A 14,982-nucleotide genomic window follows, 5' to 3' on the forward strand; every position below is an offset into this window, starting at 1 on the left:
TTCATCGCCTCCTGATGCCAAGGCATCCACCGTACACCCTTAGTAGCTTAACAAACACATTTGCTCCTGATACACATGGTCTTGCTTGAGACCTATTCAGTTTTCAAAGAACAACCTCGGCGCATTTTGCGCCGGGAACTGCTTAGAGCGAGAAATCTTCGAGACGACTTGGTGGAGCTGAGCGGGATCGAACCGCTGACCCCCTGCTTGCAAAGCAGGTGCTCTCCCAACTGAGCTACAGCCCCGAACTAAATTGAGGGGTTTATCGCGAACGCTGCGGCTCGACTGTGCGCTCAGGTGGTGGGCCTGGATAGAGTTGAACTATCGACCCCGCGCTTATCAAGCGCGTGCTCTAACCAACTGAGCTACAGGCCCAGCCGATCCAGAACCGCACCGCAGTGCTTGCGACCGCGCAGCCCTTAAAGACTACGCATCCTCGAATCGTCCGGTCAACCAAGGTGTACTGAAGAGGTGGCCCTCAAATCCGGATTTTCTGCAGAGTCAAAAGACTCCTTAGAAAGGAGGTGATCCAGCCGCAGGTTCCCCTACGGCTACCTTGTTACGACTTCACCCCAATTATCAACCATACCTTGGGCGCCTGCCTCCTTGCGGTTGGCTCCGGCGACTTCTGGTACAGCGGACTTTCGTGGTGTGACGGGCGGTGTGTACAAGGCCCGGGAACGTATTCACCCCGGCGTGCTGATCCGGGATTACTAGCGATTCCGCCTTCATGAGGTCGAGTTGCAGACCTCAATCTGAACTGAGGCCGGTTTTTTGGGATTGGCTCCCCCTTGCGGGTTTGCAGCCCTTTGTACCGGCCATTGTAGCACGTGTGTAGCCCCAGGCATAAAGGCCATGCTGACTTGACGTCATCCCCACCTTCCTCCCCGTTATCCTGGGCAGTCCCTTTAGAGTGCCCGGCATGACCCGGTGGCAACTAAAGGCAGGGGTTGCGCTCGTTGCGGGACTTAACCCAACACCTCACGGCACGAGCTGACGACAGCCATGCAGCACCTGAGCAGGGTGGTATTGCTACCTCGTTAGGCTTTCACCTTTCTACTACCTGCATGTCCAGCCTGGGTAAGGTTCTTCGCGTTGCGTCGAATTGAACCACATGCTCCACCGCTTGTGCGGGCCCCCGTCAATTCCTTTGAGTTTCAACCTTGCGGCCGTACTCCCCAGGCGGGACACTTAATGCGTTAGCTGCGGCACCGGCGGTAACCCGCCGACACTTAGTGTCCATCGTTTAGGGCGTGGACTACCAGGGTATCTAATCCTGTTTGCTCCCCACGCTTTCGAGCCTCAGCGTCAGAAACGTTCCAGAGCGCCGCCTTCGCCACCGGCCTTCCTCCCGATCTCTACGCATTTCACCGCTACACCGGGAATTCCGCGCTCCTCTCCCGTCCTCTAGCCTGGCAGTCCCCTCTGAACTTTCCGGGTTGAGCCCGAAGATTTCACGGAGGGCTTACCAAACCGCCTACGCTCCCTTTACGCCCAGTAAATCCGAACAACGCTTGCCACCTTCGTATTACCGCGGCTGCTGGCACGAAGTTAGCCGTGGCTTTTTCTGGAGGTACCATCCGGACGGTTGCCCGTCCCATTTTCCCTCCCAAAAGGGGTTTACAATCCGAAGACCTTCATCCCCCACGCGGCGTCGCTGCGTCAGGCTTTCGCCCATTGCGCAATATTCCTTACTGCTGCCTCCCGTAGGAGTCTGGCCCGTGTCGCAGTGCCAGTGTGGCTGATCGTCCTCTCAGACCAGCTACCCGTCGTTGCCTTGGTGAGCCATTACCTCACCAACAAGCTGATAGGACATGAGCCCATCCTTGAGCGCCGCACCCACGGTGCGACTTTCTTTCCGAAACCGCAGTCCCGGAAACGTACGCGGTATTAGCCAACCTTTCGGCTGGTTATTCCCCACTCGAGGGTAGGTTACCCATGCATTCCTCACCCGTTCGCCACTGTACAAGTGTATTGCTACACCTTCTCGTTCGACTTGCATGTATTAGGCGCGCCGCCAGCGTTCGTTCTGAGCCAGGATCAAACTCTCATCAAAGTTACTTCTGAATTGGATCCAAGGGCCACCACTTCAATACACCTTACCTCTAAATTCTTCTCGCTCTATTCAGTTGTCAAAGAACAAGCTATCCCCACGGAAGCCTTGCAACTTCCGTTAAGGAGCCTTGCAAGATACTATTCTAGTAGCTGGTTGTCAAGCGCGAATTTGCCTGCCCGGAAACTGGGGTCACTGTTCTCCGGTCTCCGTGAAAGCCCCCTTCGCTTGCAGGGGCGTTGAGGGATACCCCATAATGGTATCAGACGATGTTTCGACGGACCTTCCTCAAATTAAGCAGCCTGGGATTACTGGCCGGCCTGGCCGGCTGCGATGCCATGGGCGGCGTCTTTGGCCGCATGTTTGCCGTTCCGCCACGCGACACCACCTATTTTACGCCGAACGATAAGTTTTACATCGTCCAGTATTCAAATTCTCCGTTCAGCCTTTCACATGACTTGAATCAGGAGCAGTGGCGCCTTCACATCACCGGTGAGGTGAAGCAGAAAATCTCGCTGGGTTGGCGGGACATCCTCAATCGAGAATCCTTTGATCAGATCGTCACGCTCGAATGCATCGACACCCTCCCGGGCGGCGACAGCCTTGGCACCGCGCAGTGGCGGGGCATCTCGCTCAAAAAACTACTACTCGAAGTGGGCGTGGATGAAGAAACCGCTCGCGACATCGTCTTCCGCGCTGCCGATGGCTACCACGATAGCATCCCCTTTGCCCGCGCCATGCAAGACGATGTGATGCTGGCCTATCTCATGAACGGCGAAAAACTGCCCAAGGAGCACGGCTTCCCCCTGCGCCTTATTGTCCCCGGCCTCTACGGGATCAAAAATGTGAAATGGGTCACGGAGCTTGAGGTTTACAACGGTGACTATAAGGGATACTGGCAACAACGTGGCTGGACCGACGATGGCACGATTAAAATTTTCTCACGCATTGACAGCCCCGGCCACTACCAGCCACTGCGAGGGCCAGAGCAGACCTACCGCGGCGTGGCCTTCGGCGGCCCCAACAGTATCAGCAGGGTTGAATTAAGCTTCGATGGCGGAACAACCTGGCAGCTGGCCGAGATCGAACCTCCGTTGTCAAATAAATCCTGGGTCATCTGGAACTACCGCTGGAAGCCGCCAAAACCGGGCAAGTACGTGGTTGTTGTGCGCGCAACGGACACCACGGGCCAGCTCCAGATCGCCGACATCGTTCGCCCACAGCCAGCCGGCGCCTCGGGCTACCACACAATCGTTTCCGAGATCCAGGAGGTCTAACGCCCGATGGCTTGCCTCCTGTTGTCCAGCGGTCTCCGCGTCGGTAGGCTTGTCACCGCAGTCCTCCTGACAACTGCCCTATCTGCGCATGCAGAATCAGCAGGCAATGAGCAGGCTCAGGCCATCGAGCATGCTAGACGGGCAACCGTCGGGATTCTGAGCGAAACGCCCTTGGAGCGGCAGGCCGGCTACCAGAGCAAGCTCTCTGTCCGCGGCAGTGGCGTCCATTTGCAGCACGGCTATATCGTCACCGCCCGCCATGCCGTAGAAAAGGATGCGGGTAACAAAACCGTATTGCCCCAGCAGATCGTCGTACTAACCGGCAATCTGTCCGAACTCACCGCCCAGCTTGTCGGCGGGAGCGCCTACCTCGACATCGCACTCTATCAAGTTGACGACGCCCACCGTGCGCAATTGCCAGCCGGAGTTGGTTTTGCACCGCACGAGGCTATCGCAGGCGACCCGGTCTTCACCGTCGGCTACCCTCTTGGCTGGGGGCCAGCCATTACCTACGGCCGGATTGGCAATCCCAATGTCTTTCTGCCTACGACCGACACGCGCCTACTCCAATCAGATTTGGCAGCCTGCAGCGGCAACTCCGGCGGTGGGCTGTTCACGTCAGACGGTACCCTGGCCGGTATCATGCACGCCATCATCAAGACCGAACAGAGCCAGGCCGACCACCGCTGCAGCCAATTGGCCTTTTCCGTCCCTGCTACTCTAGTTCAACGAATTGTCGTGGCCTTGATGGAGGGCCGGCAGCCTGGCTTCTCGCGGCTGGGCATCCAGATGGCGCCGGTTCGCATCGGCACCCGCTGGCACGTGCGCGTGGGCGAGGCCAGTGGGCCGGCAAAAGAAGGCGGCGCACAGAAAGGCGACCTTCTGATGGCCATCAACGGGACGGATATCACCGACCCCGCACAACTCAAAAACTACCTGATGGAACGGACGTTGCCTGGACAGACCGTGACACTAAGCATCCAACGCGGCGACCAGAAGCTATCCCTGTCTATCGTTCTTGGAGGCGCATGAACCCTCTGACCGGAACAAATTTCGGACGAACAACGTGGCTTACGGAAATGGCGTTGGCTAGTCCTGCGTCAATCCTTGCGTGGAAGTACCGGCACTGGACCAACCGCTTGGAGGGAACGCGCAAAAACTGACGGTCACGTTTGCCAAGAACTGCCTCGTCATGATCGACACCTTTGCTGCCACGGATGCCCTTGTTCGATCCGTCCGGTTTCAAACGGATCGCCTTCTGGTCATGGAGCTCATCTAAGCGGGCCTGGACCAAATCGATGGAACACTGTCTGCTGTTGTCCAGGCTTAGGAGGAAGCCAACCAGGTTAGACGCGGTGCCTGGTCGAACGAAAAACATGAAACAATTCCACCGTGGGAATGGCGGACCGGCTGCCGCAAATAGCTGATCAGAGACTGCGGGCTGCCGCGCGTCCAGCCAAATGGCCGGTGGCCCAGGCCCACTGAAAATTAAATCCGCCGATCCGGCCGTCACAATCCAGCATCTCGCCCACCAGATAAAGCCCAGGCATTTTGCGCGATTCCATCGTGCGGAAGTTGATGTCCTCCAGCGGCACACCGCCGGCCGTCACCTCGGCATAGTTCCAGCCACGATCCCGCTCGACCGGCAACGGTAAGTCCGTTAAGCCTTTCACCAGCGCCTCGCGCTCCGCGCGCGTCATCTGCCCAATTTGGCAAGCCGGATCAAGACCCAGATGCCGGCACAGCGTCTCTGAAAAACGGTCCGGCATGCGCGACGCGATTAGCTTGGCGAGCGACCGCTGCGGCGACTCAGCGATCTTTGTCTTGACCCACCCATCTGCCTCTGTGCGATTCATGTCGACGAAGAAATTGCACCCCATCTCAACTGCAGCCCCTCCTTGCTTGGCCCCAGTCCAGAACCGGCTAGCATCCATCACGACCGGTCCACTGATACCGAAATGCGTCCACAAGAGACTGCCGCGACGCCGGTCACTCACGCGACCGTTGATCTTTGTTGTTAACTCCACTTCTTGGGACAACCCCGCTAACGCTGCATGAAACATGGCTGGCGGCAACACAAGTGGCACCAGCGCCGGATGGACCGGCGTCACCATATGGCCAAGGCGACGGACCATTGCCCACCCCTGCCCGTCGCTCCCGGTTTTGGGAAGCGACTGCCCGCCGGTAGCTAGAATCACTCTGCGAGCTGATAGAGTTCCCTGCTCATGACAGATGGCAAAGCCCGGCTCGTTTCCGTCTTTTGATACCACCTGCACATCGCGAACACGTCGATTCGTGAGAATGTCCACGCCGAGTTCCTTGCAGCGATCGAGCAGCGCCTCTAGCACGGTGCGAGCCTCGTCGGTCACAGGAAACAGCTTGCCAGTCTCCTCGCGCTTTAACTCGACACCCAGCGACGCAAACCAGCGCCGTGTCGCTGCGACGCTAAATGCTGCCAGAATGTGCCGGACCACGTGCGGCGTACCATTGAAATCCTTCTCACTGACCTGCGCATGCGTCACATTGCAACGGGTACCACCGGACACTAAAATTTTTGCGCCAATCTTTTTAGCCCCGTCAAGCACTTTCACGCGATATGGTGTCCTTGCCAGTTCAGCTGCAAAAATCCCGGCCGCGAGGCCAGCGGCGCCCCCTCCTACAACCACGATATCGACAGATTCATCCGGCATGGCAGTTGACAGCACCACGAGCAAGTCTCGCACGAGACGGAACGGAAAACGGCAGGCTAGTCGATCTTGTCCAGCTTGATGCGCAATTCCGTAAGCTGGCCAGAATCCACTGGAGACGGCGCCTCGGTGAGCGGGCATTGCGCCTTTTGGGTCTTCGGAAAGGCGATCACATCGCGGATGGAGTCGGCGTTTCCCATCAACATAATCAGCCGGTCTAATCCAAACGCAATGCCACCGTGTGGCGGAGCACCGTATTCCAGCGCGTCGAGCAGGAATCCAAACTTCGCCGTGGCCTCGTCTTTCCCAATTCCGAGCAGGTCGAAGACCTTGCTCTGTACCTCGCGACGATGGATACGGATGCTGCCACCGCCGATTTCGTTTCCGTTGAGCACCATGTCGTACGCTTTGGCCCGGACGTTTAATGGAGCAGAGTCGAGCAATGGCACGTCCTCGTCCATCGGCGCCGTGAAAGGATGGTGCATCGCCACATGGCGTTTGCTTTCCGGATCGTAATCCAGCATGGGAAAATCGATAACCCAGAGCGGTTTCCAGGCATTTTTGTCGATTAAGCTGAGCTCCTCGCCGAGCATGAGGCGGATCCGGCCAAGCACCTCGTGCACAACCTTCGGCCGATCGGCCCCAAAGAGCAGCAGATCGCCAACTTTGGCATCGGACAGCACGGCCAGTAGCGCCTTGGCATCGAGAAATTTGGCAATGACCGACTCCAGCTGCCCTTCTCCAGAGACTTTGGCCCAGGCTAGCCCCTTAGCACCGAAGCTCTTGGCCGTTTCACCGAGCGCGTCAATCCGTGTCCGTGAAAGGGCTCCTCCGCCTGGCACGATCAGCGCCTTGACGACCCCGCCACTAGCCACCGCCTCCTTAAAAACTTTGAACTCCGTTGTTGCAGCAAAGGGGCTGACATCATACAGCGGCAGACCAAACCGTAAGTCCGGCTTGTCTGACCCATAGCGACCCATCGCCTCAGCATAGGACAGCCTCGGAAACGGCGTCTGGAGTTCGATGCCGCCGGCTTTTTGAAACATCTCACTGATCATGCGCTCCATCAACACCATGATCTGCTCGCGGTCCACAAAGGACATTTCGATGTCAATTTGCGTGAACTCCGGCTGCCGGTCGTTACGCAAGTCCTCATCGCGGAAACACCGGGCTACCTGATAATAGCGGTCCGCCCCGCTGACCATAAGAATCTGCTTGAAGAGCTGCGGCGACTGCGGCAGCGCGTAGAAACTTCCAGGATTCACACGGCTGGGGACCAAATAATCCCGCGCCCCCTCCGGCGTGCTCTTCGTGAGCATTGGCGTTTCAACTTCCAGAAATTTATTCGCGTCAAGGAAAGCTCTGGCCTGGTGCGTCACCTGATGACGCAGAGCCAGCAAGCGCTGCATCCGGGGACGGCGCAGATCGAGGTAGCGATGTTTGAGCCGCAAGGCCTCCGTGATTTCCGCCGTGTCGTCCACCATGAACGGCGGCGTGGTGGCCTCGTTGAGAATCTCTAGCTCCTGAATCAACACCTCAATGGCGCCGGTGGTGAGATTGGGGTTTTCCGACCCGGTTGGACGCTTCGAGACCGTGCCTTTGACAGCCACAACGAACTCGCTCCGCAACCCGTGCGCCTTAGCATGCGTCGCCTTGTTGAATTCAGGGTTGAAGACGATCTGCGTCAGTCCATACCGGTCACGGATGTCGAGAAAAATCACGCTGCCGTGGTCGCGCCGGGCATGGACCCATCCGTTCAACACGACGGTCTGGCCCGCTTGGGCCGCCGTCAATTCTCCGCACGTATGTGTCCGAATCATCATGCCGACACCCGCTTAGACGGGCGCGCCCAGCCGGCCCGCGAGCGAGGACGCTTGCGCCGCGATCCACTCGCGTCACCAGACAGAGCCCCCTGCCGTTCCTGCACCAGTTCGCGCAGGGCATTGGCCTCCCGATCGGTCAGGTAACGGTACTGTCCGATCGGCAAATCACCCAATACGAGCGGTCCGAACTTCATCCGCTTCAATTTCCACACCGGATGTCCAATGGCCTCGAGCATGCGCTTCACCTGATGTTTTCGCCCCTCGTAAATCGTGATCTCCAGCCACGAATTCTCGACTGCCTTGCCGACTTTCTTGACGACGGCCGGCGCAGTTTTCCCGTCATCGAGCATGACGCCCTTTTCAAGCGCCTGAATGTCCTCCGCATCCAGCATGCCCTTGACCTTAATGAGATAGGTCTTCGGTACGTGATGACGCGGATGCAGCAACGCCTGCGCAATGTCGCCGTCGTTGGTCAGCAGCATGAGCCCTTCGCTGTCGAAATCGAGCCGGCCCACCGGAAAGACACGCATCCGGATTCCGCCCAGCAGATCGGCAACGGTCGACCGCCCGCCCGGATCGCTCATCGTGGACATGATGTTTTTTGGCTTGTTCAGCATGATAAAGGTCTGCGGAGGTGCCGGCTTGATGTGGCGCCCGTCGACCTTGACGTGATCACGCTCTGGATTGATCTTCACGCCCATCTCGCACACGACCGCCCCGTTGACCGTCACGCGCCCCTGCGCGATCAGCTCCTCCGCCTTGCGGCGGGAAGCGACACCGGAATCAGCAATCACCTTTTGCAATCGAATGTCCATATCCGTCAATCGTCATTCGTCAACCGAGAAGAGACTGCCTTCTCAGGCTTGACGCGTGACGCATAGCGTCCTACTCCCACTCAATTGTACTCGGCGGCTTGGAGCTGACGTCGTAGACCACCCGGTTGACGCCGCGTACTTCGTTGATAATGCGGTTTGAAATGGTACCGAGCAATTCAGGGGGCAGCCGGGCCCAATCCGCCGTCATGCCGTCCAGACTCGTCACCGCGCGAATCGCGATGACGTGCTCATAGGTCCGCTGGTCGCCCATGACACCGACGGTCCGGATCGGCAACAGCACCGCGAAAGCCTGCCAGATTTCCCGATAGAGCCCCGCCTGTTTGATTTCGTGGGCCACGATGGCTTCCGCCGCTTTCAGGATGTCCAGACGTTCCCTGGTCACCGGCCCCAGCACACGGATCGCCAAGCCAGGCCCCGGAAACGGCTGCCGCCAGATAATGTCATCCGGCAGGCCCAGCTCCTTGCCCAGCCCCCGCACCTCGTCCTTGAAGAGCTCCCGTAGCGGTTCGATCAGCTTGAGCTTCATCTTCGTCGGCAGACCGCCGACATTATGGTGCGTTTTGATCGTGGCCGACGGCCCCTTGAAGCTCACACTCTCGATCACGTCTGGATAAAGCGTCCCCTGGACAAGAAATTCTTCCTTCCCAAGCCGGCGCGCTTCCTTCTCAAAGTTCTCGATGAATAGCCGGCCGATGATCTTGCGCTTCCGCTCTGGATCCGCCACACCTTTCAGTGCGCGCAGGAATTCCGCCGACCGATCCAAAAAATGCAGATTCAGCTTGAGTGTGGACGCGAAGGCTTTGCGCACCTGTGCCCCCTCGCCCTGCCGCAGCACGCCGTTGTCTACAAAAATGCAGGTCAGCTGTTTACCGATGGCTCGATGCGCCAACACCGCTGCCACGGACGAATCTACACCGCCACTGAGCGCACAGATGACCTTACGCTTGCCGACCGTCTCGCGGATCTGCGCCACGGCCGTATCCACATAGGAACTCATCGTCCAAGTCGGCTTGCAGCCGCAGATAGTATGAACGAAATTCTGCAGAATACGGAAGCCGCCGACCGTGTGCGCTACTTCCGGATGAAACTGCAGGCAGTAGAACTTCCGGTGATCATTCACCAGTTTCATCGCTGCCACCGGCGAATTGTCCGTGTGAGCGATGGATTTGAATCCATCGGGCGTCCGCTCGATCCGGTCTCCGTGTGACATCCAGACCGTCGTGGACCGGTGCTCACCCACCCCCTTGAACAGATCCGAATCGTCGTCGATCAACAGGTCAGCGCGGCCGAATTCCCGGTGCGTGGCCTTCGCCACTTCACCACCAAGCAGATGCGTCATGAGCTGCATCCCGTAGCAGATCCCCAGCACTGGGAGGCCCTGCTCGAACAAGTGCTTCGGTACTGTCGGAGCTTTGCGCTCGTAGACGCTGGCCGGCCCGCCGGACAAAACGATCCCCTTGGGACGATGGGCCAGGATGGTCGCCAACGAGGCCGTGCAGGGCAGAATCTGCGAATAGACGTGGGACTCGCGGATGCGGCGGGCAATGAGCTGGGTGTACTGCGACCCAAAGTCGAGGATCAGGATTCTATCGTGCCAGAGTTCCATGAACCCGTCGTTCGTGAAGCGTGACGCGTCGTTCGTCTAGACAGAACATCCGAAGCATGAGATCCGCTTCACGAGATACACTTCACGCAAGGTCACTCCGCATCGGCGCGGTAGTTGGGCGCCTCTTTGGTGATGATGACGTCGTGCACGTGGCTCTCGCGCAGGCCGGCCAGCGTCTGCCGGATGAACCGCGCGTTCTTCTGCAGCTCGGGGATCGTCCGGCATCCGCAGTAGCCCATGCCGGACCGAACGCCACCGACCAATTGATAGATCACACCAGCCAGCGTGCCCTTGTACGGCACCCGCCCTTCGATACCCTCCGGCACCAGCTTGGCTTCCGGGCGGCCGGCTTGGAAGTAGCGATCCCGCCCGCCCTTCTCCATGGCACCGAGCGAACCCATGCCGCGATAGACCTTGTAGGTTCGCCCCTGAAATAGCACCGTTTCCCCAGGCGATTCCTCAGTGCCGGCCAGAATGCCGCCGATCATCACTGCCGACGCGCCCGCTGCCAGCGCCTTGGTCACATCGCCAGAATATTTGATCCCGCCATCAGCCACGATCGGCACGCCAGTGCCAACCAGCGCCGCGGCGCAGTCAGAAATAGCTGTCAGTTGCGGCATCCCGGCACCGGAGACGATCCGCGTCGTGCAGATGGAGCCGGGCCCCACGCCGACCTTCACCGCGTCCACGCCCGCCTTGAGCAGATCCTTTGCCGCCTCCGCCGTTGCAATATTGCCGGCGATCACGTCCAATTGCGGACATTTCTTCTTCACCATTCTGACGGTTTCAAGCACGCTCTTGGAATGGCCGTGCGCCGTATCCACTGCCACGAGGTCCACGCCCATCTTCACGAGTAGGTCAAGCCGGCGCTCTGTATCGGGCCCAACCCCGATGGCCGCGCCCACCCGCAGGCGCCCGTGCTTGTCCTTGCAGGCGTTGGGATACTTGATGCGTTTCTCGATATCCTTGATTGTGATCAGACCCTTGAGTTCGAATTTCTTGTTCACGACAAGGAGCTTCTCGATCCGGTGCTCGTGCATGATCTCGCGCGCTTTTTCGAGGCTCGTGCCTTCTGGCGCCGTGACCAGCTTGTCCTTGGTCATCGCCTGCGAGACTTTTAACTCCATTCGGCTCTCGAACCGCAGATCGCGATTGGTCAAAATGCCGACCAGCTTTTCGCCCTTGGTCACGGGAATACCAGAGATGCGGTACTTGGCCATCAGCTGGTGCGCCTCACGGATGGTGGCATCCGGTCCGATCGTGATGGGGTCCATGATCATTCCGCTCTCAGACTTTTTGACCTTGTCCACCTCGATGGCTTGATCTTCCGGCGAGAGTAGGCGGTGCAGGATGCCGAGGCCGCCCTCCCGGGCAAGGCCGATGGCCAGCCGCGCTTCCGTTACGGTATCCATGGCCGCACTGACGATTGGAATGTTCACGGTGACGTTGCGCGAGACGCGCGTGCTTGTGTCCACCTCGCCCGGCAGGACTTCGGACTTGGCCGGCACGAGGATGACATCGTCGTAGGTGAGCCCGACCCGGAGATTATCTTTCTCCAACATGGCGCTCCCTCAGTTTAAGCCCGTTGCGCGTCTGCCGACTGACTGGACAATTCGGTCGCTGCGTCGGCCTCCTCTTTCAGCCGCTCACCACCTTCTTCAGACGGCATAAACTGCTGGACGCGGGCGTTGGCGCTATCTACGACGAATACGCTGCCCTTCGCGTCCAGGGCGACGCCGTACGGAAAATTGAACTGCCCGCCCCCGTTGCCAAACCCACCCCACTGCGTGATGAAGTTGCCCTCACGGTCGAACTTCTGGATGCGCTGGTTGCCGGTGTCGCTGACAAACACATCGCCCTGCCCGTCCACTACGATGCCCCACGGTGACCGGAACTGCCCCGGCTCCTGCGCCCGCGGGTCGCTGGCGTGGCCCGGCCCGAGCCCACCGCCGAACTTGGTCAATAACTGCGGCAGCACGTTCGTGCTCGTGTCGAATTTCTGGATGCGGTGGTTGCCCATGTCCACTACATAAACCGCGCCGTCGGCCGGATCCACGGCCACGCCGCGCGGAAAATAGAACTGCCCGTCGTTCGTCCCGAAGCTGCCCCACTGCATAATGAACTCCCCCATCGGATCGAACTTCTGGACGCGGAAGTTGGCGCTGTCCACAACGTAGATGTAGCCGCGCACCCGGTCGACGGCGATGCCCCACGGGGAGCTGAATTGCCCTTCGCCGTTGCCGCGCGAGCCGAATTTCATCAGATAGCCGCCGAGCTTCCCGTCAAACTTCTGCACGCGGTGATTGTTGGTATCCACCACGTAGACGTCGCCCTTCGCGTCGCAGGCGATACCGGTCGGATTGTGGAAGTTGGCGTTGGCCGAGCCGAAGCTGCCCCACAGAATGATGAAGTTCCCGGCATTGTCGAACTTCTGCACACGGTTGTTGCCGTTGTCCACGACGAATAGAGAGCCCTGCTGGTCGATCGCCATACCATAGAGCGGCGCCGCGAACTCGCCGCCGTGCAGCAGTGAGGCGCCGCGCCCCGGCTTGCCCCACTTACTGACGCAGAGATACCCAGAGGTGTTGACCAAAATGCTGGCGCTAGCCGGTACGGAGATGTTGTTACCGACGTCCTTGAACCAGACAAAGAGAGTCTTCTGGCCGTCGCCCGGCGAGAGCGTGCAGGGAATCGTCGCACCGAACTTGGTGGCCGGCTCCACGTCCACCCAGCCCGGTTGGGTCGCCGAGGGCGCCATCGGATTTTCAGCGATGTAATAGGCCGACACCCCCGTGTCCATGTCGTTGGCCGAAATAGTCAGAACCGTATCGGGCGTGTTGGTCATGAAGGCACCGTGATTGATGACCACGAAGGGATTCTGTGGCGCCGTGATGTCGATCAGCACTGGCGTGACCGTGACTTCCTCCGAGAGCGAGCTTTCGCCACCATCCTCCAGCACCGCGCTCAGCGCATAGTAGTAGGGCTGGTCGTTCGTCAGGCCAGTATGAACGAAGGGGCTGGAGACGCCTTCGACCTTCGTGCCCGTCTGGGCCGTTACGCCCGGCGCAGTATGAAAGTACAGGTTGTAGGAAGAGGCGCCCGGCACATTCATCCAGCTCAGCGTCGCCTCTGTGTCACCCGTCCTGGCAACTAGGCTGCGCGGCGCCGGCATACCGGACGCATCCTGTGCCGGTTTCTGCGACAGGCGATTGAGTTCCTCTTCCGTTGGCGCGTACTTGATAATCCGATTGTTGCCGCTGTCCACGACGTAGACAATGCCCTCGGCATCGACCGCAATGCCGCAGGGGTAGTTCAGCTGTGCGTCCGCTACGCCGCGATTACCCCATGAACAAATGAAGGTACCGCTCCCGTCAAATTTCTGGACTCGATGGTTGCCGCTGTCCACCACATACACGTTGCCCAGCTTGTCGCAAGCCACGCCCCACGGGGACTTGAACTGGCCGGGCCCGGCGCCTTCCTTGCCCCACTTGGCAAGAAAGCTGCCGCGCGCATCGAACTTCTGGATCCGGTTGTTGCTCTCATCGGCAATATAGATGCTGCCGACGAAATCCACCGCCACACCGCGCGGGAAGAAAAACGCGCCGTCGTAACTGCCGTCACGCCCCCACTTGAGCAGCGGCGACCCGTCAGATTTGAATTTCTGCACGCGGGCGTTGCTCGTGTCCGAGACGTACAGATTGCCCTCGTGGTCCGTGGCCACGCCCCAGGGCACGTCGAACTTGCCCATGTCGGCGCCCTTCCACGCGAACCCGAACTTGCCCCAGGCGCGTAGTGAATTGCCGTCCGCATCGAACTTCTGAATCCGGTTGTTGCCGCTGTCCGCGACATAGACCTCGCCCTCAGGTCCAATGGCCAGCCCGCGCGGATAATAGAACTGCCCCTCCGCCGAACCAGGGTCCCCGCCCCAACGTGCGATGAACGTGCCGTCCTTATCGAATTTCTGGATGGAATGGCTGTCGGTATCCGCCACGTAGAGGGCGCCGTCCTTGCCGAGCGCAATGCCAGTGGGCGACTTGAATTCCCCGTCGTCCACGCCCTCTGTCCCGATCACCTGCGTGACCAGATAGGGCGCCGGCACGGCCATCACTTCGGCAGATTCAGGACTTTCGCCTTGCGGCGTGACCACCGTCACCACATAGTGATAGCACGAGCTATTTGCCAGATCGTCGTGCACATAGGGCGACGTTGCACCCTCAATGCAGTTCCCTTTTTCCTTTTTCACGCCAATGACCAGCTTGAAGTCGTCCGGACTCGCAATGGGACGCGTCAACTCGGACGGCTTGATCTGGACACCCTTGGTAGTGAGGAAATAGAGGTTGTAATACATCGCCTCCGGCACAGAATCCCACGTGATGGTGATCCGGCCGTTGCCGGGCTTGGCTTGCACATGGGCCGGCGCGGGTGGCAGTTGTTCGTCAGAAGTGGTCTCGCCAGCGCCCCACTCGTCGGTGTGGCCCTGCGCGAAAAGCTTTACCCGGTGCTGTGGATCCTGTTCGTCAAAATGCATGAGTCTGACCCCCTCGAATCCCGACAGCGAAAAAGTCCAATACTGCCGGATGTTTCAAGTATTTACGATGAATGGAGCAATCTAACAAACGCTCCTTCGGCAAGTCAATCTTTGGACTGGGCTCAGGAGTGATGCTGAGTACGTCGAGGCATCAGCATGAGTCCTTTCGCCC

8 protein-coding genes, 2 tRNA genes and 2 rRNA genes (1 of these 12 running past the window's edge) are annotated in these 14,982 nt (G+C 59.2%); 2 read left to right on the plus strand and 10 right to left on the minus strand.

What is annotated here, in order from left to right:
- The 4 genes from FJ248_04535 to FJ248_04550 form a co-directional block, all read right to left on the minus strand.
- Window positions 1-65 (minus strand): 23S ribosomal RNA (locus FJ248_04535) (it extends 2,958 nt beyond the left edge of the window).
- A 104-nt stretch (window positions 66-169) separates the two neighbouring features.
- A tRNA-Ala gene (locus tag FJ248_04540) sits at window positions 170-245 on the minus strand.
- 53 nt (window positions 246-298) lie between these two features.
- A tRNA-Ile gene (locus FJ248_04545) sits at window positions 299-375 on the minus strand.
- Window positions 376-515: 140 nt separating this feature from the next.
- A 16S ribosomal RNA gene (locus tag FJ248_04550) occupies window positions 516-2,050 on the minus strand.
- The 16S and 23S rRNA genes sit together here with 2 tRNA genes alongside, the layout of an rRNA operon.
- 272 nt (window positions 2,051-2,322) lie before the next feature.
- On the opposite strand from FJ248_04550, the gene FJ248_04555 reads away from it, so the two are divergent.
- Both FJ248_04555 and FJ248_04560 read left to right on the plus strand, forming a co-directional pair.
- Window positions 2,323-3,330 carry an oxidoreductase gene (locus FJ248_04555; GenBank protein MBM4120152.1) on the plus strand — a complete coding sequence of 336 codons (1,008 nt, stop codon included), beginning with the start codon at window positions 2,323-2,325 and terminating at the stop codon, window positions 3,328-3,330.
- 6 nt (window positions 3,331-3,336) lie between these two features.
- Entirely contained in the window at window positions 3,337-4,362 is a 1,026-nt protein-coding gene (locus FJ248_04560) for a serine protease (protein MBM4120153.1), read from the plus strand.
- A gap of 395 nt (window positions 4,363-4,757) precedes the next feature.
- Here FJ248_04560 and FJ248_04565 read toward each other — a convergent pair whose 3' ends face one another.
- From FJ248_04565 to FJ248_04590, 6 genes are all read right to left on the minus strand, one after another.
- Window positions 4,758-6,158 carry an NAD(P)/FAD-dependent oxidoreductase gene (locus FJ248_04565; GenBank protein MBM4120154.1) on the minus strand — a complete coding sequence of 467 codons (1,401 nt, stop codon included), beginning with the start codon at window positions 6,156-6,158 and terminating at the stop codon, window positions 4,758-4,760.
- Complete coding sequence (gene aspS, locus FJ248_04570) at window positions 6,077-7,840, minus strand: aspartate--tRNA ligase (GenBank protein ID MBM4120155.1); 1,764 nt, start codon at window positions 7,838-7,840, stop codon at window positions 6,077-6,079. The genes FJ248_04565 and aspS overlap by 82 nt, the downstream gene beginning before the upstream one ends.
- A complete protein-coding gene (locus FJ248_04575) occupies window positions 7,837-8,655 on the minus strand; it encodes an rRNA pseudouridine synthase (GenBank protein MBM4120156.1) in 819 nt (272 codons plus the stop codon). The genes aspS and FJ248_04575 overlap by 4 nt, the downstream gene beginning before the upstream one ends.
- Before the next feature lie 70 nt (window positions 8,656-8,725).
- A complete protein-coding gene (guaA, locus tag FJ248_04580; protein ID MBM4120157.1) occupies window positions 8,726-10,282 on the minus strand; it encodes a glutamine-hydrolyzing GMP synthase in 1,557 nt (518 codons plus the stop codon).
- Window positions 10,283-10,374: 92 nt separating this feature from the next.
- Window positions 10,375-11,844: an IMP dehydrogenase gene (gene guaB, locus FJ248_04585; protein MBM4120158.1), complete on the minus strand. Its 1,470-nt coding sequence runs from the start codon at window positions 11,842-11,844 to the stop codon at window positions 10,375-10,377.
- A gap of 14 nt (window positions 11,845-11,858) precedes the next feature.
- Window positions 11,859-14,810: a hypothetical protein gene (locus FJ248_04590; GenBank protein ID MBM4120159.1), complete on the minus strand. Its 2,952-nt coding sequence runs from the start codon at window positions 14,808-14,810 to the stop codon at window positions 11,859-11,861.
- Between the last annotated feature and the right edge of the window lie 172 nt (window positions 14,811-14,982).

Origin of the sequence: Nitrospira sp. (assembly GCA_016873435.1) — a bacterium.
In the GTDB taxonomy this organism is placed as follows: Bacteria; Nitrospirota; Nitrospiria; order Nitrospirales; family Nitrospiraceae; genus VGXF01.

Coding starts and splice junctions, on each gene's coding strand:
- aspS (MBM4120155.1), bottom strand. CDS start 7,840: ATGATGATTCGGACACATACGTGCGGAGAATTGACGGCGGCCCAAGCG.
- FJ248_04565 (MBM4120154.1), bottom strand. CDS start 6,158: ATGCCCGCTCACCGAGGCGCCGTCTCCAGTGGATTCTGGCCAGCTTAC.
- guaB (MBM4120158.1), bottom strand. CDS start 11,844: ATGTTGGAGAAAGATAATCTCCGGGTCGGGCTCACCTACGACGATGTC.
- FJ248_04555 (MBM4120152.1), top strand. CDS start 2,323: ATGTTTCGACGGACCTTCCTCAAATTAAGCAGCCTGGGATTACTGGCC.
- FJ248_04575 (MBM4120156.1), bottom strand. CDS start 8,655: ATGGACATTCGATTGCAAAAGGTGATTGCTGATTCCGGTGTCGCTTCC.
- guaA (MBM4120157.1), bottom strand. CDS start 10,282: ATGGAACTCTGGCACGATAGAATCCTGATCCTCGACTTTGGGTCGCAG.
- FJ248_04560 (MBM4120153.1), top strand. CDS start 3,337: ATGGCTTGCCTCCTGTTGTCCAGCGGTCTCCGCGTCGGTAGGCTTGTC.
- FJ248_04590 (MBM4120159.1), bottom strand. CDS start 14,810: ATGCATTTTGACGAACAGGATCCACAGCACCGGGTAAAGCTTTTCGCG.